Origin of the sequence: Pseudomonas ekonensis (assembly GCF_019145435.1) — a bacterium.
In the GTDB taxonomy this organism is placed as follows: domain Bacteria; phylum Pseudomonadota; class Gammaproteobacteria; order Pseudomonadales; family Pseudomonadaceae; genus Aquipseudomonas; species Aquipseudomonas ekonensis.
In genome coordinates this window covers 192,819-213,656 of sequence record NZ_JAHSTS010000002.1, presented here as the reverse complement: position 1 = coordinate 213,656, position 20,838 = coordinate 192,819, and the positions used below count along the sequence as shown (strand labels likewise).

The window sequence follows — 20,838 nt, the reverse complement described above, 5'->3', positions numbered from 1 at the left end:
CACGCGAATGGGTCAAGGATCATGACGAATTTGCAAGGCGGGAGAAGCGCACCGCAGCGGGAGCAAGCCCCCTCACCACTAAGGGTCAGGCTGCGGCGGCCTGCTGTTGTTGGTTGGGCAGCAGCACCGCCCGCACCGAGTCGCCCGGCTGCAGTTGCAGGCGCTTGGCGGTGAGGCGGTCGACCACCAGGCTGCCGCCGACCCGGCGGGCCCGGGCGGCGGTGATGCGGCAGTTCTCCAGTCGGCGGTTGTGGATCAGCCATTGGGGTGCCTGGTCGTCCGGCGTGCCGAGGGCCAGGGTCAGCTCCAGGCTTTCGCGCACCGTGCGGATGCTGTGGACGGGGGCTTCGATCACCGGACCGCCGTCGAAGATGTCGATGTAGCCTTTGTGGGTGAAGCCCTCGGCCTGAAGGATCTTCAGCGCCGGCTCGGTGTTGGGGTGCGGCTGGCCGATGGCGGCCTGGGCCTGCTCGGTGAGCATACAGGTGTACAGCGGCTGGCGCGGCATCAGTTCGGCGATGAAGGACTTGTTGCCCAGCCCCGACAGGTGATCGGCGTGGCTGAAGTCCATCTGGAAAAAGTGCCGTCCCAGGCTGTCCCAGAACGGTGAGCAGCCCATCTCGTCGGCGCTGCCGCGCAGTTCGGCGATCATTTTTTCGCCGAACAGGTGCGGAAACTCGGCGACGAACAGCAGCCGCCCCAGCGACAGCAGGCGGCCGTTGCTGCCGTGGCGCTGGTCATGGCCCAAAAACAGGGAGCACAGCTCCGACTGGCCGGTCAGTTCGTTGTTGAGGAACAGCGTCGGGATCTGCCGCTGGATGCCCAGGTCCGGTGCCGAGCTGACGGTCAGCCCGACCCGGTAGTTGTACCAGGGCTCGCGCAGGCCGATGGCGCCGGTCAGGGCGCTGACGCCGACCACGCGCTGCTCGTCGTCCTCGAGCACGAACAGGTAGTCCGCGTCGGCCCGCTCGACCTGCCCGCAGAAGGCGCGCCGGGCCCAGCGAACCCGATGGGCCAGACGGTCCTCATTGGCCGGCAGGGTGGTGAACCCCGGGCCGGCCTGGCGCACCAGCGCCATCAAGGCCGACAGGTCGTTGACGTGAACCGGGCGGACAATCATGTTGCAACTCCTTCTGCGCGCCTGCGGGGACGCTGGTTCGGGGCGGGGTTCACAGTGCGGTCACCCGCACGCTGTCGCCATCGGTGACGCCCAGTGCCGCACACAGCGACGGTGTCAGGGCCAGCGGCTGTCCCGGCCGGTCGTCCAGCTCGGCCACCACCGCGCGGAATCCCTTCAAGGCGTCGTTGCAGACCAGGTAATGGCCCCGGGCGTCGATCTGCGCCTGGCGCCGCACCGTGACGGCCCGGCTCTGGCCGATCGAGCGGATGTTCGCGGTGCGGGCGTACAGGGTGGGGCCGGCGTCGAACAGGTCGATGTAGCTGTTGGTCTCGAAGCCTTCGCGCTCAAGGATGTCGAACGCTTCCTGGCCGTCGGGGTGCACCCGGCCGATGCAGTCCTGGGCGGCCTGGGGCAGCATCGGCACGTAGATCGGGTATTGCGGCATCAGTTCGGCCAGGAACGTGCGGTTCTGCAGGCCGCACAGGCGTTCGGCCTCGGCGTAGGGCAGATCGAAGAAGTGCTTGCCCAGGGCGTCCCAGAACGGCGAGCGCTGCTGGTCGTCGCTGTAGCCGACGATTTCGGTGATCACCGCGTCGGCAAAGCGCCGGCCGTGGATGGCGATGAACAGCAGCCGCGCCCGCGACAGCAGTTCGGAATGGGGCGAGCGCACCAGTGCGGCGTCGATGTGGAAGCCGCGCAGCAGGGTGTGGCCGTTCAGGTCCTGGCACAACGACAGCGCCGGCACGCCGTGCTCGATGTTCAGTTCCCGCGAGGCGCTGGTGAAGTGGCGGTTGCGCAGGCTGTAGAACGGGCCGTCGCAGCCGGCGGTGGCGACGATTTCCGAGCAGCCGACCAGCCGCCCTTGTTCCTGGTCTTCCAGCACGAAGAAGTAGTTCTCCGAGCCTTGGGCCTGCGTGTCGCTGTCGAACGAGGCGCAGGAGCTGGCGATCCTTTCGCGCAGGCGTTCGCTGTCGTCCGGCAAGGAGGTGACACCCACGAGGCTGTCGCGGGCCAGCTGTTGCAGGTGGGGCAGGTCGGTTGGCTCGACTGGGCGTAAGACCAGCATGGATGCACTCCTGTATCGAACGGTCCGGCGTCATCGCCGAACCTGACTATCACTGTCGGTTTCCACGCGTTAAATCGGCGGTCGCCTGATTCTTTGTCAGACGCCGCTCTTTTTCTTGTCAGCCATTGCTCGGGTCAGGCAGGGCGGTGCCGGCGCCGAGGCGGTTCAGGAAAAACAGGTACACCAGGCCCAGCGCGATCCAGATCAGGCCGAGCTTCTGCGCATCGACGCCCATGTTGTACATGATGGCCGCGACGATCCCGAAGCCGATCACCGGGCAGATCAGGTGACGGACCACTTGCCCGGACTTCTGCCGGCGCCAGTAGTGGTTGATGACGGTCAGGTGCAGCAGCATGAAGCCGCTCAAGGCGCCGAAGTTGACCAGCGACGTCAGGGTGTCCACCGAATCGATGAACAGGTAGCAGATCACCAGCGACAGCACGGCCACCAGGTAAATGCTCAGGTAGGGCGTGTTGTGGGTCGGATGCACCTTGGCCAGCACCTTCGGCAGCTTGCCGTCGCGGGCCATGCCGAACAGCAGGCGCGAGACGGCCGCCTGCGAGGTGATGGCGACCGCCACGCCCCAGGCCAGTGCGGTGGCGACGCCGGTCAGGGTCGCCAGCCAGCTGCCGGCGGCGATTTCGGCGATCTCGTAGAACGCGGTGTCGGCGGACTTGAAGCCCATGCCGGCCGCCAGGTCGGTGGCGATCCAGGTCTGCACGACGAAGATCGCGCCCATCACCACCAGGGTGATCAGCGCGGCCTTGCCGACGCTGCGGCCCGGGTCGCCCTTGATCTCTTCGGCCAGGGTGGAGATCGCATCGAAGCCCAGGAACGACAGCACCGCGATGGACACCGCCTGCATCAGCAGGGCGAAATTGAACGTCTGCGGGTGGTACAGCGGCGCCAGGGTCAACTGGCCGTTGCCGGCGCCGTTGTGCAGGGCGTTCCAGGCATAGAACAGGAAGATGCCCAGCACCGCCAGCTGCGCCAGCAGGAACAGGATGTTCATGCGTGCGGTGAAGGTGATGCCGCGCAGGTTGACGAAGGTCGCGCTGACCAGGAACGCCAGGATGAACCCGACCTTGGGAACCTCAGGGTAGAGATGGTTCAGGGCCATGGCCGCGTAGACGTACAGCAGCGGCGGGATCAGCAGGTAGTCGAGCAGCATCAGCCAGCCGGCGAGGAACCCAACGTGCGGGTTCAGGCCCCGTTGCGCGTAGGAGTACACCGAACCCGCTATCGGAAAGGCCCGGGCCATGCTGCCGTAGCTCAGTGCGGTGAACACCATGGCCACCATGCCGATGATATAGGCCAGCGGCACCATCCCCGGCGCTTCGGCGTTGACGTAGCCGTAAACGCCGAACGGGGCGATGGGGATCATGAAGATCATCCCGTACACCACCAGGTCGGTCAGCGTCAGGCTACGTTTCAACTCCTGCTTGTAGCCGAACTCTTCTATTTCCATGAAGCGCAACTCCTTGTCAGCCAATCGTTCGTTTTAGTTGTTATGTCGGTCCATCGTTTACGGCAACAGCAAAAAAACTACAGCAGAGGGGCCAGATAACCGGCCCAGCGCGCCACCGCGTCGGGGCTGCGCAGCAGATCATTGCGCACCTCGATCAGCACCGACTCCAGGCCCCGGGCGTCGCCGTGCACCGGCACGGTCATGTCGCCCAGCGGGTCGACCCGGTAGGGCTGGTTGCCCGCCACCTTCAGCGGGTGCTTGCCCAGGCCTTCGAGCAGGCGGTGGGCGTAGGCCTTGGCCTGGCCGAACAGCACGCCCGCTTCCAGCTCGCGGGGCTGGCCGTAGTACACCGGGGTGAAACTGTGGATCCCCACCACCCGCACCGGACGGCCTTCGGCCAGGCGGGTGTCGATCAATTGCTGCAACCGCGAATGAAAGGGCTTGAACAATGTCTGACGGCGGTATTCGCGGGTGGTTTCATCCAGATCGCGGTTGCCCGGCACCTGATAGATCTCGCTCTGCGCCGGAATGCTGTCCGGGGCGTGCCGGGGCCGGTTGAGGTCGATCAGCAGCCGCGAATAGTTGGCGCTCAGCAGCGTCGCGCCCAATTGCTCCGACAGCCGCTCGGCCAGCGCCAGCGCGCCGATGTCCCAGGCGATGTGCTCGCAGGCGGCGGCCTCATCCAGGCCCAGGCCGTTCAGGGCCTCGGGGATGTAGCGGCTGGCGTGCTCGCACACCAGGATCAGCGGATGCGTCGAGTCTTCGCGGCTCAGGTTGTAGACCGGCCGGGTATACAACCCCAGCTCGGCAGGTTCAGTACAGGCGTGCATAGTGCTCACACAGGTCAGCGGGCGAGAGCTGTTCCGTCAGCGCCAGTTCCTCGGTCTTAAGGGCGAAATACGTGTCGAGCAGCGGCGTCGGCAGGGCCAGCGCCAGCGCTTGACTGTTGCGCAGGCAATCCAGCGCCTGGGCCAGCGAGCCGGGCAGGGCGACGATGCCCCGCTCCTTGCGCTGTTCGTCGTTGAGTGAATCGGGAATTTCGTCGGTGACCGCGTTCAGCGCCAACTTGCGCTCGATGCCCAGGCGCCCGGCGATCAGCAGGGCGGCCATCGCCAGATGCGGCGACGCGGTGGCGTCCATGGCGCGGAACTCCAGGTTGAATTGCTTCGCCACAGGCTTGTCGCCCAGCGTCACCGTCGGGCAGATCCGCAGCGCCGCTTCGCGGTTGCGCTGGCCGAGGCAGGCGTAGGACGCGCTCCAGTGGTGCGGCTGCAGGCGCTCATAGGACACCGGCGTCGGCGCGGTCAACGCGCACAGCGCCGGCAGGTAGTGCAGCACACCCGCCGCCCAGTGCTGGCCGAGGGTCGACAGCCCGTTGCTGGTGCCGGCGTCGTAGAGCATCGGCCGGCCTTCGAGGTCGAGCAGGCTCAGGTGCAGGTGCACGCCGTTGCACACGGCGTCGGCGGCGGTCTTGGGCGCGAAGCTGACGTCCAGCCCCATCTGCCGGGCGATCTCGCGGGTGATCTCGCGCACGTTCACGGCGCGGTCCGCCGCCGCTACGCCCAGGGCCGGGCGGCAGGTGATCTCGTACTGGTGCTTGCCGTATTCGGGCAGGAACATCTCCGGCTCGACTTGCCCGGCGCGCAGCGCGCTGAGCAGCCAGCCGCCGAATTCGGCGCCCTGGCGCTGGGACTCGAGGGAGAAGGCCAGGTGTTCGGCAAAGCCTGCGTGCAGGTTGAATTCGTGTTCGAACGCGGCATTGACCTGCAGGCCGAGCCCGTCGCGATAGCGCTCCACTTCATCGCGCAGCAGGGTGCGCGGACAGGCACCCCATGCCTGGCCGTCGGTTTCGCGGATGTCGCAGTGGATGAAGTCCAGCGCCGGGGCCGCTGCGTCCGGGCCGTTGCCGACGGTGACGCGGCTGGCCAGGTCGGGAATCAGCCGCAGGTCGCCGTAGGCGCCCCAGGGGTTGGTGCTGGCGATGATGTCCTGCGGGGTCAGCGCGCTGTTGGCCGGCACCCAGCCGCAACCGGCGGCGCGGTAATGTTCCAGCTCATCGGTGGGGAAGGAGCGGCCCCGGGTGATGCCGGTCAGGTCGGTGGTGACCAGCGTGGTCATCGGCAGGGGCGACAGGCGTTCGCTCATGGCTGCATCTCCCGCAGGCGGCCCAGCACGGTCTGGGTGTCGGTGATCCAGCAGTAGCCTTTGATCGCGTTCAGGCAGGCTTCGTGCCGCTCGGCGGAGTAGGTGGCGCAGGCGTCTTCCACCAGGGTCACCAGGTAGCCGCGGTCGGCGGCGTCGCGCACGGCCATGTCGACGCACTGGTCGGTGACGATGCCGGCGACGATCAGGTGGCGGGTCTCGAGGTTGCGCAGCACATAGTCGATGTTGGTCGAGTTGAAGACCCCGGACGAGGTCTTGGGCAGCACGATTTCGTTTTCCGAAGGCGTCAGTTCAGCGATGACCCGGGCCTGGGCGCTGCCCTTGGGCAGGTGCATGTCCGACAGCTTGTGGTCCAGCGAGCGGTCGCGGCCGTCGGCGGTCAGGCTTTCGATGATCGTGTGCAGCACGTTCTGCCGTGCCCGGCGAAAGGCGTTGAGCAGCATCTGCTGGTTGGGCACCACCTGCGCGCGGGTGCGGTTGAGGAAGTACGCGGCGTCCGGGCCTTCGAGGTGCGGGTCGAACTGCGGTTCGAGCCAGGCCCGCTGCATGTCCACCAGCAGCAGTGCGGTGTGGCCCGTGACGAACGGCAGATCCCGTGGCGAGCGGTGGGGAAGGCTGAACATCCTTATTTATCCTCCAGCAGGTGGGTGTCGAAGTCGTTGCGCATGGCGTCGATGCCCTCCAGGCGTTCGGCCAGGTTAGGGCAGCGCGGGGTCAGGCTGGCGATCAGCGCTTCGACCTGCGCCAGCGCCGGCACCATGGTGTCGAACGGCGAAGCGGACTCGACCGGGGCGCTGATGATCAGGTCGGCCAGTTCCCGCAGCGGCGAGGCGTAGATGTCGGTGAACAGCACCACGCGGGCGTTGTTCTGCTTGGCCGCGCTGGCCACGCGCAGGGCCTGGGTCTGGTAGCGGCGGTAGTCGAACACCAGCACCACGTCCTGGCGTTGCAGGTCGAACAGCCGATCCGGCAGTTGGGCGTTGTCTTCCAGCGCGAAGCAGCCGGGGCGCAGCAGGCGCAGGTGATTGAGCAGGTAGGTGGCCATCAGGCTGCTGAAGCGTCCGCCGAAGCAGTGCACTTGATGGCGCGTATCGAGCAGCCAGTCCGCCAGGATCCGCACGTCTTCGGGTTGGGTCAGGGCCTGGGTCTCGACCAAAAGCCCGTGGCTGTGGTTCAGGTAGTGGCTCCAGGGGTCGTCGCTTTTCTGCTGCGAACGCGGTTGCAGCAGGGTGCGGGGCGAGCGCAGGCGATGATCCATGTCACTGAGCAGCGCGTCCTGGAAGTCGGCGTAACCGCCGAAACCGAGTTTTTTCACCAGCCGCACGATGGTCGGGTCGCTGACGCCGGCGTGTTCGGCCAGGCGTGCCATCGGCCCCAGGCCGTTGCGCGGGTACTGATCCAGCAGCGCACGCACGACTTTGCGCTCCGAGGGCGTCAGGTCGAGGCCGGGATCGGTGATCAGGTCTCTGAGAGGGGGCATCCGGGCTCCTGCTGGATGGGGTGTAGAATTTGTTTCACAATCCGTTAAAACAGTATTTATGTAACTCACGTTACATGTCTAGTGAATTTTCAGCGTATGTCTGCAAGCGCCAGAATGGGGCGAGATGCCCGAAGCGTAAGGGCTAGGCGAGTTTCTTCCTGGCTTGTAGTCCATTGCCCATTCTCGTGTCAGACATTGTCGCTTTGTCGCGGTGGGCTCGGTCATCCCACACTCCGCAAACCTTTTGTTTACGGCACAATGGCCGCCATCGTGGCGTTCTGCCGTTCTCGCATTCTCCTCCTCAACGAGTGATCTACCGTGCTGGCCATTCGCTTGACCCTGGTTTGCCACGCGCGAACCGTCGCACAAAAACTGGCGCGTTTTCCTACGGACGAGCCGATCGAGCAGAGGGCGCTGGCCGATGCGGGGCTGGCCGCCCGGCTCGACGCTCCTTACCGGTTGGTCTGCGGCCCCGAATTGCGCACCCGTCAGACTGCCGAAGGGTTTGGCCGTGATGCGCAAGTCGATGAGGCGTTGCGCGATTGCGACTGGGGGCGCTGGCAGGGGCAATCGATCAAGGCGTTGCAGCAGAACGAGCCCGAGGCCCTGCACGCCTGGCTGCAGGATCCGGGTGCCGCGCCCCATGGCGGCGAGTCGGTGGCGCAGTTGGGCGAACGGGTGGCGGCCTGGCTCGCCGCCCTGCCGTCCCGCCCTGGCCACACCGTGGCGATCACCCATCCGTTTGTGATCCGGGCGGCGTTGGCCCACGTGATTCAGGGCCAGGCGTCCCACTGCATCGATGTCGAGCCGCTGGCCCTGGTCGATCTGCGCTTCGCCGGCCGTTGGCGGCTACGCTTGCCCGGCATCGATCCGGGAGGAGTCCTTTGATGAAACGTTTGCTGGTCATCGGCATCGGCGCCGGCCATCCGGACTACATCACCCTGCAGGCCGTGAAGGCGCTCAACCGGGTGGACGTGTTTTTCCTCATGGACAAGGGCCAGGCCAAGGCCTCGTTGATCGACCTGCGCCGCGACATCTGCGAGCGCTACATCACCGATCCTGCGTACCGTTTCGTCGAAGCCCACAGCCCTGAACGCGAACGTGGGGATGTGGACTACAACGCCAGCGTCGATGACCTGAACCGCGCCAAGCAGGCAACCTTCGAACGGCTGATCAACGAAGAATTGGCTGACGGCCAGTGCGGCGGTTTTCTGGTGTGGGGTGATCCGGCGCTGTACGACAGCACGATCCGCATCCTGCAGGCGATTCTGCTGTCGGGCCGATGCGCGTTCGAGTTCGAGGTGATCCCCGGCATCACCAGCGTCCAGGCGCTGGCGGCGCAGCACAAGGTGCCGTTGAACGGCATCGGCCGCTCGGTCGAAATCACCACGGGACGGCGCCTGGCGGCGGGGCAGGTGAGCGATGCGGACAGTGTGGTGGTGATGCTGGATGCGCAGGACGCTTACCGTCAGGTGGCGGATCCGCAGACGGAGATTTTCTGGGGGGCCTATCTGGGGACGCCGGACGAGATCCTCATCAGCGGCCGGCTCCAGGACGTCGCCGATGAGATCGGACGGGTGCGCCAGGCGGCGCGGGCGGAGCACGGGTGGATCATGGACACCTACCTGCTGCGCAAGCCTTGAGTCCGGCGCAGCCGACCTCAAGGCCTCAGGACAGTGCCCGCACCTCGCGCCCGAACCGCTCGCGGTACACCGACGGCGGCACCCCCACGACGTTGCGGAACGCCACGCGAAAGCTTTCCACCGAGCGGTAGCCGCAGCGCAAGGCGATCTGCTCGGTGTTCTGCTGGCTGCTTTCCAGCAGTTCCCGCGCCCGGGCCAGCCGTTCATGCTGCAGCCAGGCCTTGGGCGGCTGGCCGTTGGCCTCGGTGAAGCGACGCAAGAAGGTGCGCTCGCTCATCGCCGCCTCGCTGGCCAGGTCGCGCACTTCCAAAGGTTCATGCAGCCGCTCGCGGGCCCATTGCATCACCCGCGACAGGTCGCTGCGCGGCGTCGGGCTGACCGGGGCGGGAATGAACTGGGCCTGGCCGCCGGTGCGCTGCGGCGACATCACCAAGCGCCGCGCCACCGAGTTGGCGACCTGGGTGCCGAAGTCGCGGGCCACCAGATGCAGGCAGGCGTCGATGCCCGCCGCACTGCCGGCCGAGGTGATCAACTGCCCGGCGTCGACGTACAGCACGTCCGGGTCGACCTCGATGGCCGGATAGCGCTCGGCCAGTTCCGCGGTGTAGCGCCAGTGGGTGGTGGCGCCATGCCCGTCGAGCAGGCCGCTGGCCGCCAGCACGAACACCCCGGAGCAGATCGACAGCAGCCGCGCGCCGCGGGCGTGGGCCTGGCGCAGCGCGGTCAGCAGGGCTTCGGGCACCGGGGCGCTGCGGTCGCGCCAACCGGGGATGATCACGGTGCGCGCCTGTTCCAGCAGTTCCAGGCCGCCGTCGGCCAGCACCCGGATGCCGCCCATGGCCCGCATCGGACCCGGATCGACGGCGGCGATGCAGTGCTCGTACCACGGGAAATCGAATTCCGGCCGGGCCAGGCCGAAGATCTCGACGGCGATGCCGAATTCGAAGGTGCAGAGGCCATCGTAGGCGAGGATGGCGACCCGTCCGGGCGAGTCAGTCATTTGGCGGAAACTTCCCGATGAGTGTCTTGTGCGCCACTGTAGCGGCAAGCGGCACCCCGATAAAGTCTGTTCACACCCACAGACGCAGGAGCTTTCCCCATGACCAGCCTGGTTCGCCAAATCCCGGCCGCTTCGTCGGCCATCGCCTTGATGCATTTCAGCAACCGTCTGACGTTCGAAACCGATTGCTCCGACGTCTTCAGCAGCCAGGAGGCCGGCGAAACGGACTTCGTGCTGGTGGATGTGCGCGGCCCGCTGGCGTTTGAGCGCGGGCATGTGCCCGGTGCGGTCAACCTCCCGGGACGTCTGCTCACTGCCGGGCACCTGGCCGGCTATCCGAAGGACACCTTGTTCGTCGTCTATTGCGCCGGCCCGCACTGCAACGGCGCCAACAAGGCGGCGGTGAAGTTGGCGGCGTTGGGGTATCCGGTCAAAGAGATGATCGGCGGCGTCACCGGTTGGCTGGACGAAGGGTTCCAGCTGAGCGTGGCGGCGCAGCGCCCGGCGAACGCCGCGATCGGTTGCGAGTGCTGATCCTGGCCTGAAGGACGAACGTCCGTTGTGGTGAGGAAGCCCGTTCCCTCACCACAAAAGCCCTCGATCCTGGTGAGATTGAGGGTTTGTCCTACAGTCCTTGCACCGTGATGGCGCACACCTTTCCCACCTGCCAGGCACTCGCCGATTTTCTGTAAGTATTTGTCGCTTAAACACAATTTGCCCCGTGCAAGCCGCCATAGACTGCCGGCCACTTCGGTTTCTTTGCCATCACCGGCAAGGCCGAACCCTGACAATCGAAAGCTGCCAATAAAAGCCTCCGCACACGGGAGAAATAAATGAAAAAGCTGGTTATGTTCGGTGCCCTGGCACTGTCGATGCTGTCCCTGACCGCCGTGGCCGACGACGCCAAGCCGATCCGCATCGGCATTGAGGCCGGTTACCCTCCGTTCTCGATGAAAACCCCCGACGGCAAGCTGGCCGGTTTCGACGTGGACATCGGCGACGCGCTGTGCGAACAGATGAAAGTCAAATGCACCTGGGTCGAGCAGGAATTCGACGGCCTGATCCCGGCGCTGAAAGTGAAGAAGATCGACGCGATCCTGTCGTCCATGACCATCACCGACGACCGCAAGAAGAACGTCGATTTCACCATCAAGTACTACCACACCCCTGCGCGCTTCGTGATGAAGTCGGGCTCCGGCGTCAAGGATCCGCTGACCGAGCTCAAGGGCAAGAAAGTCGGCGTGCTGCGCGCCAGCACCCACGACCGCTACGCCACCGAAGTGCTGGTGCCGGCCGGGATCGAGCTGGTGCGCTACGGTTCGCAGCAAGAGGCCAACCTGGACATGGTGTCCGGCCGCATCGACGCCATGCTGGCCGACTCGGTCAACCTGAGCGACGGCTTCCTGAAGACCGACGCCGGCAAAGGCTTCGAATTCGTCGGCCCGACCTATGAAGACGCCAAGTACTTCGGCGGCGGCGCCGGCATCGCGGTGCGCAAGGGCGACAAGGAGCTGGCGGACAAATTCAACACCGCCATCACCGAAATCCGCGCCAACGGCAAGTACAAACAAGTGCAGGACAAGTACTTCGACTTTGACGTGTACGGCCATTAATACGCTGTAGATAAAGTGGCCTGCGCCTCGGCGGGGCCACTTTTTTGTTTTCGCGATTGCAAGAGACCCTTGCGGGAGCGAGCCTGCAAGCGATGGCCTACGGGCAGGCTCGCTCCCACAGGCGTTTACCGCCGCTTCGAGATTCAGGAGTTCCCCATGCAACGCATCGACCACCGGCTGCCCTGGAGCCATCTGGGCAGCGAACGTTCCCTCAGTGTGTTCCGCTTCGGCGCAGGCCCGCGCAAGGTGTACATCCAGGCCAGCCTGCACGCCGATGAACTGCCGGGCATGCGCACGGCCTGGGAGCTCAAGCAGCGCCTGGGCGAGCTGGAGCGCGAAGGACGCCTGCAAGGCGTGATCGAGCTGGTGCCGGTGGCCAACCCCATCGGCCTGGACCAGCACCTGCAAAGCGCCCACATGGGCCGCTTCGAACTGGGCAGCGGCAAGAACTTCAACCGTGCGTTCGTCGAACTGAGCGCGCCGGTGGCGGCCTTGGTCGGCGAGCGTCTGGGCGATGACGCCGTCGCCAACATCGCGCTGATCCGCCAGACCATGGGCCAGGTGCTCGACGACCTGCCGGCCCCGGCCTCGCAGCTGGAAGCCTTGCACCGTCTGCTGCTGCGCCACGCCTGCGACGCCGACATCACCCTGGATCTGCATTGCGACTTCGAAGCGGCCATTCACCTGTATGCGTTGCCGCAGCACTGGCCGCAGTGGCAATCCCTGGCCGCCCGCCTGAAGGCCGGCGTGGCGCTGCTGTGCGAGGATTCCGGCGGCAGCTCGTTCGACGAATCTTGCTCGTCGCCGTGGCTGCGTCTGGCGCGGGCGTTCCCCGACGCGGCGATTCCGCCGGCCAACCTGGCGACCACCCTGGAGCTGGGCAGCATGGGCGACACCCGGGTCGAACAGGCCCGGGCCAACTGCGAGGCGATCCTGGGCTTCCTGGCGGAACAAGGCTTCATCGGCGGTGACTGGCCGGCGGCGCCGCAGGCATGCTGCGAAGGCATGCCGTTCGAAGGCACCCAATACCTGTTCGCGCCGCACCATGGCGTGGTGAGCTTCCTGCGTGACGCGGGGGAGTGGGTCGAGCAGGGGGATGCGCTGTTCGAAGTGGTCGATCCGCTGAGCGACCGGGTCACCACCGTGCGCGCCGGCACCAGCGGCGTGCTGTTCGCCCTCGACCGCGGGCGCTACACCCAGCCGGGGATCTGGCAGGCGAAAGTGGCCGGGCGCGAGCCGATCCGGGCCGGGAAGCTGATCAACGACTGAGTGTGTGCGTTTGACTCAAGGGCCTCATCGCGAGCAGGCTCGCTCCCACAGTCGACCGCGTTCCCCTGTAGGAGCGAGCCTGCTCGCGATAGCGGTGTTCGCCGTGACACAGAATGCGGATCCTGCCAGGCTCAGCCCCTGACCCGGCCCACCGCCAAGGACGCCCCATGCTCAAGACGCTAGCCCTGTTGACCCTCCTGGCCTGCGGCACCGCCCAGGCCCAGACCTCGCTGCAGACCGATCTGCCGCTCAATTACCTGGCCCAGGTCCACCCGGATGCCGAACCGCGTCCGCTGGTGGTTTTCCTGCACGGCTACGGCAGCAACGAGGCCGACCTGATCGGCATGAAATTTCAGCTGCCCGCGCAGTACAACTACCTGTCGGTGCAAGCGCCGATGGCGCTGGGTGAAGGGCGTTTCCAGTGGTTTCGCAAGAAGGGCGAAGGGGCCTACAACGGCGAGCCCGATGACCTGAAGGCCAGCGGACAGAAACTGCGGGCTTTCGTGACCGCTGCGGCGCAGAAGTACCACGCCGACCCGACCCGGGTGTACCTGATCGGCTTCAGCCAGGGCGCGATGATGAGTTACGAAGTGGGGCTGCGCCAGCCAGCGGTGGTGGGCGGATTCGCTGCGTTGAGCGGGCGCTTGCTGCCGGTGCTCAAGGCCGAACTTGAATCCGCCGGAGCAGCGGCGCCGGTGCAGGTCTTCATCGGCCACGGCACCGCCGACGACCGTGTGCCCTACCATGACGGCACGCAGGCCGACGCGCTGTTGAAGCGCTTGGGCTACGCGCCGCAGTTCCACGCCTACCCCGGCGTGGGCCACAGCATCGGCGCGGCGGAACTGCGGGATCTGAACGCCTGGCTCCAGGGGCTCAATCCCTGACGGTCACTTCTCCTTGAGAATCGTGTTGACCAGCGTTTCGTGGCCGCTCTTGTCGCTGGCCCGCGAGATCACCTGAACCAGCGCCATCCGGGTGCCGGAGCCGGCCATCAGCGTGGTGTTGAGGGTCTGGCCGCCGCCCTGGGTGGCGGTGCTGTCCACCTGGCGCAGGCCCAGGCCATTGCCTTTGCGGGTGATGCTCTTCTCACTGAGCTTGTTGAAGTCCGGCAGCGCCTTGCGCTGGCCTTCGATGAAGTCTGTCACGGTGGCGTCGAGGAACGCGCTGTCGTTGTCCTTGACGTTGTTGCCTTCGGGAATCTGGTTCTCTGCGGCGATGACCACGGTGCGGGTGGCCTGGTTGGTGTACATCGTGCCCTTGGCGCCGGTCGGGCCGGGCGGCAGCGGGTCGGCGACGAAGCCCTTGGGCAGGGTGAAGGTGAGCTTGCCGTCGAGCATCGAGACCTTTTCGCCGACAGCCTTGTCCTTGGCGGCAGCCTGAGCGTTGAGCGCCCCAAAGGCTGTGACAGCCGCCAGCAGTAAAACGGCGGCTTTCTTAAGAGGCAACGACATTCGAATCTCCAAGGATGTTCACGTGTGGCGTGGATCATCCCATGGCAGGCGCGTGATATTCCAGTGCGGGGCGGGCAAGTGCCCGTCCGTCGGAACTGTGATTTCTGTCAGGTGCACGGAGGTCTGTCAGGCTTGAAGAATGGCTGCGTAGCTGATCGAACGGCGATCAGCATTGGAGTCACGGACATGGCCAACGAAAAAATCATCATCAGCACCATCAAGCAGGAAGGGTTTTTCCAGACTGTCTACGGCACTACTCCCACGACGGCCGCACAGGATCTGCAGGCCACCTACAAAAATGCTTCGGGCCAATGGATCCCGATGGGGAATGCACAGAAGTACGACAGCCGGGATTTTCAGATCCATCTGACCAATCCTCCGGCCAAGGGGAAGTTCGATGTGAAGGTTTGCCCCAAGGATGCTCCTTCAAGCCCGGAGTGTTCAGATCCATACCCTTATGATTTCGTCGACTTCGGCAACTGGTGAGCATTGAGCCGAGTTCAGATAGGGACGAGTTTCAGGCTCCCATTCCAGCGATGGGCGCCTGGGCTTGAATCAAGGCCGGTTGGCCAATCCGGTGTGTTTGTGGTTCGCGCTTGTCACCAGTTGTCGGGTCACGAGCAGCATGGCCAGAGAGACGGCGACCCCCATCGCAAATCCCCACCAGCCCAACTTCGGCAGCGTCAATGCCAGCACCAGGCAAAACGCCGAAAACGAATACATCCCCGTTGCCGTCGCCCGCAGCAGCGCGGCGGTGAACGCCGGGCCGCGGGTCTGCTGGGAGAACACCGCCATCACGCTGCCCAGCACCGGGAACACCGCCAGCAGGCCGCTCCAGCGCTCGCCGACGGTGCTGGCCAGCATCGTCACCACCAGCGTCAACGCCGCGCCGGCGACCATCCGCCAGACCAACCTGTCTGACTTCGGCGCCGAACCGCCCACCAGCGGATGCACCTTGGGGAACAGCCGGGGCGCCGCCAGCAACGCCGTCGCCGCAGTCGCCACCGAGAACGGCAGCGATGGCGGGATCAGCGACAGCACCACCGCCAGCAGTGCCCAGACGCCGAGGGAAACCGCCAGCGCCCACGGCCAGTTCGCCCGTTGCGCGACCTGCGCGTAGGTGACGCAGAACGCGATCATCGCAAACATGGCCGACAGCGCCGCCACCGCCGATTGCGCGGCGAACGCGGGGCCCTGCTCAAGGGCGAGGAACAGCAGGATCGGCCCGACCACCACCGGCAGCCCCGACAGCCAACCGGCCACGCTCGGCCCCCAGCGCTTGCCGGCCAGAGAGATCAGCAGCAGGAAACCGGGGATCAGCAACAGTTTGAGGATCAGCACGCGAAGGGCTCCGTCGGGTGGGTGCGGCCACGGTAGCACCGCGGCGAAGGGATTGCTTCAGGAAAATACAATTTTTGTATACAAAAAATCGACCCCGGCAAACTCGGCACATCGTCCCTTGGGCGCGGCGGGCGAAACGTCTAAGCTGCGAGCCTTTCCCACTTGTTTCTGGATGTGTGCGTGAAATTCAGTCTGCCCAAGGTCGGCACCGCGCCGTTCTGCCCGCCGGAAGTGGCCGGCAGCGTCACGGTCGATCCGAGCGCTTCATTCTTCAAGCGTGTGCTGCGCTTCGCCGGCCCCGGTCTGTTGGTGTCCATCGGCTACATGGATCCGGGCAACTGGGCGACGGCCATCGAGGCCGGGTCGCGGTTCGGCTACAGCCTGCTGTTCGTGGTGCTGCTGGCGAGCCTGGCGGGGATGGTCGTCCAATGCCTGTGTTCGCGCCTGGGCATCGCCACGGGGCGGGATTTGGCGCAACTGTCCCGTGAGCGCTACAGCACCGGCACGGCGCGGCTGCAATGGGGCCTGGCGGAAATTTCGATCATCGCCACCGACCTGGCCGAAGTGCTCGGTTGCGCGCTGGCGTTTCATTTGCTGTTGGGGTGCTCGCTGAGTGTCGGCATCGCCCTCACGGCGTTCGACACGCTGCTGGTGCTGGCCCTGCAGAACCGTGGTTTCCGGCGGCTGGAGGCGATCATGCTGGTGCTGGTGGGCACCATCGGCGTGTGCTTTTTCGTGGAGCTGCTGCTGATCAAACCGTATTGGCCGGACGTCGCCCAGGGCTTCAAGCCGTCGTTGTCGGCCATCGGCGAAGCGGCGCCGCTGTATCTGGCGATCGGCATCCTCGGCGCCACGGTGATGCCGCACAACCTGTACCTGCACACGTCCATCGTGCAAACGCGGCTGATCGGCAAGGACCAGGCCAGCAAGCAGGACGCGGTGAAACTGGCGCGCATCGACACCATCGGCTCACTGGCGCTGGCGCTGCTGGTCAACGCGGCGATCCTGATTCTCGCGGCGGCGGCGTTCCACCAGTCCGGGCACACCGACGTCACGGACATCCAGGACGCCTATCACCTGTTGGACCCGCTGGTGGGCGGGGCGCTGGCCAGCGTGCTGTTCGGCGTGGCGCTGTTGGCGTCCGGGCAGAGTTCGACGTTCACCGGCACCATCGCCGGCCAGGTGATCATGGAAGGGTTCCTGAACCTGCGGATCCCCTGCTGGCAGCGGCGCCTGATCACCCGGGGGCTGGCGCTGATCCCGGCGTTCATCGGCGTGTGGCTGATGGGCGACGGGGCGGTGGGCAAGCTCTTGGTGCTGAGCCAGGTGGTGTTGAGCCTGCAACTGCCGTTCGCCCTGTACCCGCTGATCCGCATGACCAATGACCGGCGACTGATGGGGCCGTTCGTGAACCGCTTGCCGACCCGGGTGTTGGCGTGGGGGCTGTTTGCGGTGATCAGCGGGGCCAACAGTTGGCTGATCCTGCAGCTGCTTGCTTGACCTTCACAATTGCGGGGGCCGCACCGGCCCTATCGCTAGCAAGCTAGCTCCCACAGGGGTCAGCGGCGTTTACAGAAATGGCAGCCCAACGCGGAATCCTGTGGGAGCTAGCTTGCTGGCGATGAGGCCAGCACAGCCGACTCCTCATTGCCTGACCCACCGCCATCGCTTGCAGGCAAGCTCCTACAGGGGTGGTATTCGCAGCATTGGTAGGCCACTGCAAAAACCTGTGGGAGCTAGCTTGCTGGCGATGAGGTCAGCACAGCCGGCATCCTCATTGCCTGACCCACCGCCATCGCTTGCAGGCAAGCGCCTACAGGGGCCGGCGGTGTTCGCAGCATTGGCAGGCCACCGCAAAAACCTGTGGGAGCTAGCTTGCTGGCGATGAGGCCAGCACAGCCGGCATCCTCATTGCCTGACCCGCCGCCATCGCTTGCAGGCAAGCGCCTACAGGGGCCGGTGGTGTTCACAGCATTGGCAGGCCACCGCAAAAACCTGTGGGAGCTAGCTTGCTGGCGATGAGGCCAGCACAGCCGGCATCCTCATTGCCTGACCCACCGCCATCGCTTGCAGGCAAGCTCCTACAGGGGCCGGCGGTGTTCGCAGCATTGGCAGGCCACCGCAAAAAACTGTGGGAGCTAGCTTGCTGGCGATGAGGCCAGCACAGCCGGCATCCTCATTGCCTGACCCACCGCCATCGCTTGCAGGCAAGCGCCTACAGGGGCCGGTGGTGTTCACAGCATTGGCAGGCCACCGCAAAAACCTGTGGGAGCTAGCTTGCTGGCGATGAGGCCAGCACAGCCGACTCCTCATTGCCTGACCCACCGCCATCGCTTGCAGGCAAGCGCCTACAGGGGCCGGTGGTGTTCGCAGCATTGGCAGGCCACCGCAAAAAATTGTGGGAGCCAGCCTGCTGGCGATGGCGGTGGGGCAGTCACCGACGAAGTTGAAGGGGTTCACCGCAACCCAGGCAAAAAAGAACCCGGCACGACGCAAGCCGTGCCGGGTTTGTTGCCAGAGGTCGGCGGATGTCGTGGATCCGCCGACCGCTGATGAACGCTTTGGGCTTACGCCCGTTCCAGCGCCAACGCCACGCCTTGGCCGCCGCCGATGCACAGGGTCGCCAGACCCTTCTTCGCGTCGCGCTTGAGCATTTCGTGCAGCAGGGTCACCAGCACGCGGCAGCCCGATGCGCCGATCGGGTGGCCGAGGGCGATGGCGCCGCCGTTGACGTTGACCTTGGCCAGGTCCCATTGCAGGTCCTTGGCCACCGCCAGCGATTGGGCCGCGAACGCTTCGTTGGCTTCGATCAGGTCCAGTTGGTCCAGCGACCAGCCGGCCTTGTCGAGGCAGCGGCGGGTGGCCGAGACCGGGCCGATGCCCATGATCGCCGGGTCGACGCCCGCGTTGGCGTAGGCCGCGATTTTCGCCAGCACCGGCAGGCCCAGGGCCTTGGCCTTTTCGGCGCTCATCATGATCACGGCGGCGGCACCGTCGTTGAGCGACGATGCGTTGCCGGCGGTGACGCTGCCGTCCTTCTTGAAGGCCGGGCGCAGTTTGGCCAGGGATTCGGCGGTGGTGTCGCCGCGCGGTTGCTCATCGGTCTTGAACGCCACCGGGTCGCCTTTGCGCTGGGGGATCAGGATCGGGGTGATCTCATCGGCGAAGCGCCCGGCCTCGATGGCCGCAGCGGCTTTCTGCTGCGAAGCGGCGGCGAAGGCGTCCTGCTGCTCGCGGCTGATCCCGTACTTGTCCACCAGGTTCTCGGCGGTGATGCCCATGTGGTAGTCGTTGAAGGCGTCCCACAGGCCGTCGCTGATCATGGTGTCGACGATCTGGGCGTGGCCCATGCGCAGGCCGGTGCGGGCGCCGGGCATCACGTAGTTGGCCAGGCTCATGTTCTCCTGGCCGCCGGCGATGATCACGTCGGCGTCGCCGCAGCGGATCGCCTGGGCACCCAGGTGCAGGGCCTTGAGGCCCGAGCCGCAGACCTTGTTCAGGGTCATGGCCGGCACGGCGTGGGGCAGGCCGGCCTTGATCGCAGCCTGGCGCGCCGGGTTCTGGCCGGCGCCGGCGGTCAGCACCTGGCCCATGATCACTTCATCGACCTGGGCACCGTCCAGGCCGGTCTGCTCAAGCAACCGGCGGATGACCGCCGCGCCCAGATCCACGGCGCAGACGGTGGCCAGCGAACCCTGGAAACTGCCGATCGCGGTACGCGTGGCGGCAACAATGACGACGTCTTGCATTTTCGAATTCCTCACTCGGCAGCGAACTGCATTTCCGGTACGTGATCCGGGACGACAAGTTTACCAGCGGTTTTGGCGACGATTTCCTCGACGCTGACGCCAGGTGCGCGTTCCTTGAGGACAAAAGCGCCATTTTCGATTTCAAGGTAGGCGAGGTCGGTCAGGACGCGCTTGATGCAACCGGCGCCGGTCAGCGGCAGGCTGCACTGGCTGAGCAACTTGGATTCACCGTCCTTGGAGGCGTGGGTCATGATGACGATGATGTTGTCGGCGCCGGCCACCAGGTCCATCGCGCCGCCCATGCCCTTGACCAGTTTGCCGGGGATCATCCACGAGGCGATGTTGCCTTGTACGTCCACTTCGAACGCGCCGAGCACAGTCAGGTCGACGTGACCGCCGCGAATCATCGCGAAGGACTCGGCCGAGGAAAAGATCGACGCGCCGATCCGCGCGGTCACAGTCTGTTTGCCGGCGTTGATCATGTCGGCATCGATGGTGTCTTCAGTTGGGAAAGGGCCCATCCCGAGCAGGCCGTTTTCCGATTGCAGCATGACTTCCATGCCTTCGGGGATGTAGTTGGCGACCAGGGTCGGGATGCCGATGCCGAGGTTCACGTAGTAGCCGTCCTGCATTTCGCGGGCGACGCGTTGAGCCATTTGTTCGCGGGAAAGTGCCATGTTCTTGTTCTCCGTCAGCCTGAGTTATTTGCGGATGGTGCGCTGTTCGATGCGCTTTTCGAACGTGCCGCAAATAAGCCGGTCGACGTAGATGCCGGGGGTGTGGATCTGCGACGGATCCAGCTCGCCGGGTTCGACGATCTCTTCGACCTCGACCACGGTGATCTTGCCGGCGGTGGCGGCCAGCGGGTTGAAGTTCTGGGCGGTGTGGCGGTAGATGACGTTGCCGAAGTGGTCGGCCTTCCAGCCTTTGACGATGGCGAAGTCGCCGGTGATGGACTCTTCCATCAGGTATTTGCGGCCGTGGAACTCACGCACTTCCTTGCCTTCGGCCACCGGGGTGCCGACGCCGGTGGCGGTGAAGAAGGCCGGGATGCCCGCGCCGCCGGCGCGCATTTTCTCGGCCAGGGTGCCTTGCGGAGTGAGGACGACTTCGATGTCGCCGTTGAGCAGCTGTTCTTCGAACAGTTTGTTCTCGCCGACGTAGGAAGCCACCACCTTGCGGATCTGCCGGTCCACCAGCAGCACACCGAGTCCGAAGCCGTCGACGCCGCAGTTGTTGGAGACGACGGTGAGGTCGCGGGTGCCCTTGCGCTTGATCTCGGCGATCAGGTTTTCGGGGATGCCGCACAGGCCGAAGCCGCCGGAAATCACGGTCATGCCGTCCTTGAGGCCGGCCAGAGCCTCCTCGTAGGAGTACACGCGCTTGTCGAAACCTGCCATAGGCACCTCTTTTATTGTGGGTAGGCGGCTGGCTAGCCGGATGGTTGGAGTGTCTCGCCGGACGATATATTTGTT

The 20,838-nt window shown here is 65.5% G+C and carries 21 protein-coding genes; 8 read left to right on the top strand and 13 right to left on the bottom strand.

What is annotated here, in order from left to right; all coding sequences use genetic code 11:
• Nucleotides 1–85: 85 nt before the first annotated feature.
• The 7 genes from astA to KVG96_RS13900 form a co-directional block, all read right to left on the bottom strand.
• Nucleotides 86–1,120, bottom strand: coding sequence for an arginine N-succinyltransferase (gene astA, locus KVG96_RS13930; RefSeq protein WP_217892668.1), 1,035 nt, complete (start codon nucleotides 1,118–1,120; stop codon nucleotides 86–88).
• Between the two features lie 49 nt (nucleotides 1,121–1,169).
• On the bottom strand, nucleotides 1,170–2,186 hold the full coding sequence (locus KVG96_RS13925) for an arginine N-succinyltransferase (RefSeq protein WP_217892667.1): 1,017 nt from the start codon (nucleotides 2,184–2,186) through the stop codon (nucleotides 1,170–1,172).
• A 118-nt stretch (nucleotides 2,187–2,304) separates the two neighbouring features.
• Nucleotides 2,305–3,654: an APC family permease gene (locus KVG96_RS13920; RefSeq protein WP_217892666.1), complete on the bottom strand. Its 1,350-nt coding sequence runs from the start codon at nucleotides 3,652–3,654 to the stop codon at nucleotides 2,305–2,307.
• 77 nt (nucleotides 3,655–3,731) lie between these two features.
• Nucleotides 3,732–4,484, bottom strand: a complete 753-nt coding sequence (locus tag KVG96_RS13915; RefSeq protein ID WP_217892665.1) for an N-formylglutamate amidohydrolase — start codon at nucleotides 4,482–4,484, stop codon at nucleotides 3,732–3,734.
• The gene (locus tag KVG96_RS13910; RefSeq protein ID WP_217892664.1) at nucleotides 4,468–5,799 is read right to left on the bottom strand and encodes a type I glutamate--ammonia ligase; all 1,332 of its coding nucleotides are present in this window, start codon (nucleotides 5,797–5,799) and stop codon (nucleotides 4,468–4,470) included. Before KVG96_RS13910 ends, KVG96_RS13915 begins: the two co-directional genes overlap by 17 nt.
• A complete protein-coding gene (locus KVG96_RS13905; protein WP_085633873.1) occupies nucleotides 5,796–6,440 on the bottom strand; it encodes a cysteine hydrolase family protein in 645 nt (214 codons plus the stop codon). The genes KVG96_RS13910 and KVG96_RS13905 overlap by 4 nt, the downstream gene beginning before the upstream one ends.
• Nucleotides 6,441–6,442: 2 nt before the next feature.
• Entirely contained in the window at nucleotides 6,443–7,297 is an 855-nt protein-coding gene (locus KVG96_RS13900) for a MurR/RpiR family transcriptional regulator (protein ID WP_217892663.1), read from the bottom strand.
• Nucleotides 7,298–7,615: 318 nt separating this feature from the next.
• Between KVG96_RS13900 and KVG96_RS13895 the strand changes: the two genes are divergently transcribed.
• Complete coding sequence (locus KVG96_RS13895; RefSeq protein WP_217892662.1) at nucleotides 7,616–8,185, top strand: histidine phosphatase family protein; 570 nt, start codon at nucleotides 7,616–7,618, stop codon at nucleotides 8,183–8,185.
• Nucleotides 8,185–8,940, top strand: coding sequence for a precorrin-6A synthase (deacetylating) (cobF, locus tag KVG96_RS13890; protein ID WP_217892661.1), 756 nt, complete (start codon nucleotides 8,185–8,187; stop codon nucleotides 8,938–8,940). The genes KVG96_RS13895 and cobF overlap by 1 nt, the downstream gene beginning before the upstream one ends.
• 25 nt (nucleotides 8,941–8,965) lie before the next feature.
• On the opposite strand, the gene ftrA is transcribed toward cobF, so the two are convergent.
• Nucleotides 8,966–9,940, bottom strand: a complete 975-nt coding sequence (gene ftrA, locus KVG96_RS13885) for a transcriptional regulator FtrA (protein WP_217892660.1) — start codon at nucleotides 9,938–9,940, stop codon at nucleotides 8,966–8,968.
• A 99-nt stretch (nucleotides 9,941–10,039) separates the two neighbouring features.
• Here ftrA and KVG96_RS13880 point away from each other — a divergent pair, with 99 nt between their 5' ends.
• The 4 genes from KVG96_RS13880 to KVG96_RS13865 all read left to right on the top strand — a co-directional run bounded on the left by KVG96_RS13880 (nucleotide 10,040) and on the right by KVG96_RS13865 (nucleotide 13,706).
• Nucleotides 10,040–10,474: a rhodanese-like domain-containing protein gene (locus KVG96_RS13880; RefSeq protein WP_217892659.1), complete on the top strand. Its 435-nt coding sequence runs from the start codon at nucleotides 10,040–10,042 to the stop codon at nucleotides 10,472–10,474.
• A gap of 299 nt (nucleotides 10,475–10,773) precedes the next feature.
• Nucleotides 10,774–11,553, top strand: a complete 780-nt coding sequence (locus KVG96_RS13875; RefSeq protein WP_217892658.1) for an ABC transporter substrate-binding protein — start codon at nucleotides 10,774–10,776, stop codon at nucleotides 11,551–11,553.
• A 156-nt stretch (nucleotides 11,554–11,709) separates the two neighbouring features.
• Complete coding sequence (locus KVG96_RS13870; RefSeq protein WP_217892657.1) at nucleotides 11,710–12,822, top strand: succinylglutamate desuccinylase/aspartoacylase family protein; 1,113 nt, start codon at nucleotides 11,710–11,712, stop codon at nucleotides 12,820–12,822.
• Between the two features lie 167 nt (nucleotides 12,823–12,989).
• Nucleotides 12,990–13,706: an alpha/beta hydrolase gene (locus tag KVG96_RS13865; protein ID WP_217892656.1), complete on the top strand. Its 717-nt coding sequence runs from the start codon at nucleotides 12,990–12,992 to the stop codon at nucleotides 13,704–13,706.
• A 3-nt stretch (nucleotides 13,707–13,709) separates the two neighbouring features.
• On the opposite strand, the gene KVG96_RS13860 is transcribed toward KVG96_RS13865, so the two are convergent.
• Nucleotides 13,710–14,273, bottom strand: coding sequence for a DcrB/PsbP domain-containing protein (locus KVG96_RS13860; protein WP_217892655.1), 564 nt, complete (start codon nucleotides 14,271–14,273; stop codon nucleotides 13,710–13,712).
• 186 nt (nucleotides 14,274–14,459) lie between these two features.
• Between KVG96_RS13860 and KVG96_RS13855 the strand changes: the two genes are divergently transcribed.
• Entirely contained in the window at nucleotides 14,460–14,759 is a 300-nt protein-coding gene (locus KVG96_RS13855) for a hypothetical protein (protein ID WP_217892654.1), read from the top strand.
• A 69-nt stretch (nucleotides 14,760–14,828) separates the two neighbouring features.
• Here KVG96_RS13855 and KVG96_RS13850 read toward each other — a convergent pair whose 3' ends face one another.
• A complete protein-coding gene (locus KVG96_RS13850; protein ID WP_217892653.1) occupies nucleotides 14,829–15,614 on the bottom strand; it encodes a hypothetical protein in 786 nt (261 codons plus the stop codon).
• Between the two features lie 231 nt (nucleotides 15,615–15,845).
• Here KVG96_RS13850 and KVG96_RS13845 point away from each other — a divergent pair, with 231 nt between their 5' ends.
• The gene (locus KVG96_RS13845) at nucleotides 15,846–17,114 is read left to right on the top strand and encodes an Nramp family divalent metal transporter (RefSeq protein ID WP_437180518.1); all 1,269 of its coding nucleotides are present in this window, start codon (nucleotides 15,846–15,848) and stop codon (nucleotides 17,112–17,114) included.
• A 1,067-nt stretch (nucleotides 17,115–18,181) separates the two neighbouring features.
• Here KVG96_RS13845 and KVG96_RS13840 read toward each other — a convergent pair.
• The 3 genes from KVG96_RS13840 to KVG96_RS13830 are packed head-to-tail and all read right to left on the bottom strand — an operon-like array spanning nucleotide 18,182 to nucleotide 20,763.
• A complete protein-coding gene (locus KVG96_RS13840) occupies nucleotides 18,182–19,363 on the bottom strand; it encodes an acetyl-CoA C-acetyltransferase (RefSeq protein ID WP_217892651.1) in 1,182 nt (393 codons plus the stop codon).
• A gap of 11 nt (nucleotides 19,364–19,374) precedes the next feature.
• The gene (locus KVG96_RS13835) at nucleotides 19,375–20,040 is read right to left on the bottom strand and encodes a CoA transferase subunit B (protein WP_114882207.1); all 666 of its coding nucleotides are present in this window, start codon (nucleotides 20,038–20,040) and stop codon (nucleotides 19,375–19,377) included.
• A gap of 24 nt (nucleotides 20,041–20,064) precedes the next feature.
• Nucleotides 20,065–20,763, bottom strand: a complete 699-nt coding sequence (locus KVG96_RS13830; RefSeq protein ID WP_217892650.1) for a CoA transferase subunit A — start codon at nucleotides 20,761–20,763, stop codon at nucleotides 20,065–20,067.
• Nucleotides 20,764–20,838 lie beyond the last annotated feature (75 nt).

What these genes read in the sequence shown, in the direction of transcription:
- KVG96_RS13910 (WP_217892664.1), bottom strand. Translation starts at nt 5,799, where the DNA reads ATGAGCGAACGCCTGTCGCCCCTGCCGATGACCACGCTGGTCACCACC.
- KVG96_RS13880 (WP_217892659.1), top strand. Translation starts at nt 10,040, where the DNA reads ATGACCAGCCTGGTTCGCCAAATCCCGGCCGCTTCGTCGGCCATCGCC.
- KVG96_RS13840 (WP_217892651.1), bottom strand. Translation starts at nt 19,363, where the DNA reads ATGCAAGACGTCGTCATTGTTGCCGCCACGCGTACCGCGATCGGCAGT.
- cobF (WP_217892661.1), top strand. Translation starts at nt 8,185, where the DNA reads ATGAAACGTTTGCTGGTCATCGGCATCGGCGCCGGCCATCCGGACTAC.
- KVG96_RS13865 (WP_217892656.1), top strand. Translation starts at nt 12,990, where the DNA reads ATGCTCAAGACGCTAGCCCTGTTGACCCTCCTGGCCTGCGGCACCGCC.
- KVG96_RS13920 (WP_217892666.1), bottom strand. Translation starts at nt 3,654, where the DNA reads ATGGAAATAGAAGAGTTCGGCTACAAGCAGGAGTTGAAACGTAGCCTG.
- KVG96_RS13835 (WP_114882207.1), bottom strand. Translation starts at nt 20,040, where the DNA reads ATGGCACTTTCCCGCGAACAAATGGCTCAACGCGTCGCCCGCGAAATG.
- KVG96_RS13875 (WP_217892658.1), top strand. Translation starts at nt 10,774, where the DNA reads ATGAAAAAGCTGGTTATGTTCGGTGCCCTGGCACTGTCGATGCTGTCC.
- KVG96_RS13855 (WP_217892654.1), top strand. Translation starts at nt 14,460, where the DNA reads ATGGCCAACGAAAAAATCATCATCAGCACCATCAAGCAGGAAGGGTTT.
- KVG96_RS13900 (WP_217892663.1), bottom strand. Translation starts at nt 7,297, where the DNA reads ATGCCCCCTCTCAGAGACCTGATCACCGATCCCGGCCTCGACCTGACG.
- KVG96_RS13915 (WP_217892665.1), bottom strand. Translation starts at nt 4,484, where the DNA reads ATGCACGCCTGTACTGAACCTGCCGAGCTGGGGTTGTATACCCGGCCG.
- astA (WP_217892668.1), bottom strand. Translation starts at nt 1,120, where the DNA reads ATGATTGTCCGCCCGGTTCACGTCAACGACCTGTCGGCCTTGATGGCG.
- KVG96_RS13830 (WP_217892650.1), bottom strand. Translation starts at nt 20,763, where the DNA reads ATGGCAGGTTTCGACAAGCGCGTGTACTCCTACGAGGAGGCTCTGGCC.
- KVG96_RS13870 (WP_217892657.1), top strand. Translation starts at nt 11,710, where the DNA reads ATGCAACGCATCGACCACCGGCTGCCCTGGAGCCATCTGGGCAGCGAA.
- KVG96_RS13905 (WP_085633873.1), bottom strand. Translation starts at nt 6,440, where the DNA reads ATGTTCAGCCTTCCCCACCGCTCGCCACGGGATCTGCCGTTCGTCACG.
- KVG96_RS13860 (WP_217892655.1), bottom strand. Translation starts at nt 14,273, where the DNA reads ATGTCGTTGCCTCTTAAGAAAGCCGCCGTTTTACTGCTGGCGGCTGTC.
- KVG96_RS13925 (WP_217892667.1), bottom strand. Translation starts at nt 2,186, where the DNA reads ATGCTGGTCTTACGCCCAGTCGAGCCAACCGACCTGCCCCACCTGCAA.
- ftrA (WP_217892660.1), bottom strand. Translation starts at nt 9,940, where the DNA reads ATGACTGACTCGCCCGGACGGGTCGCCATCCTCGCCTACGATGGCCTC.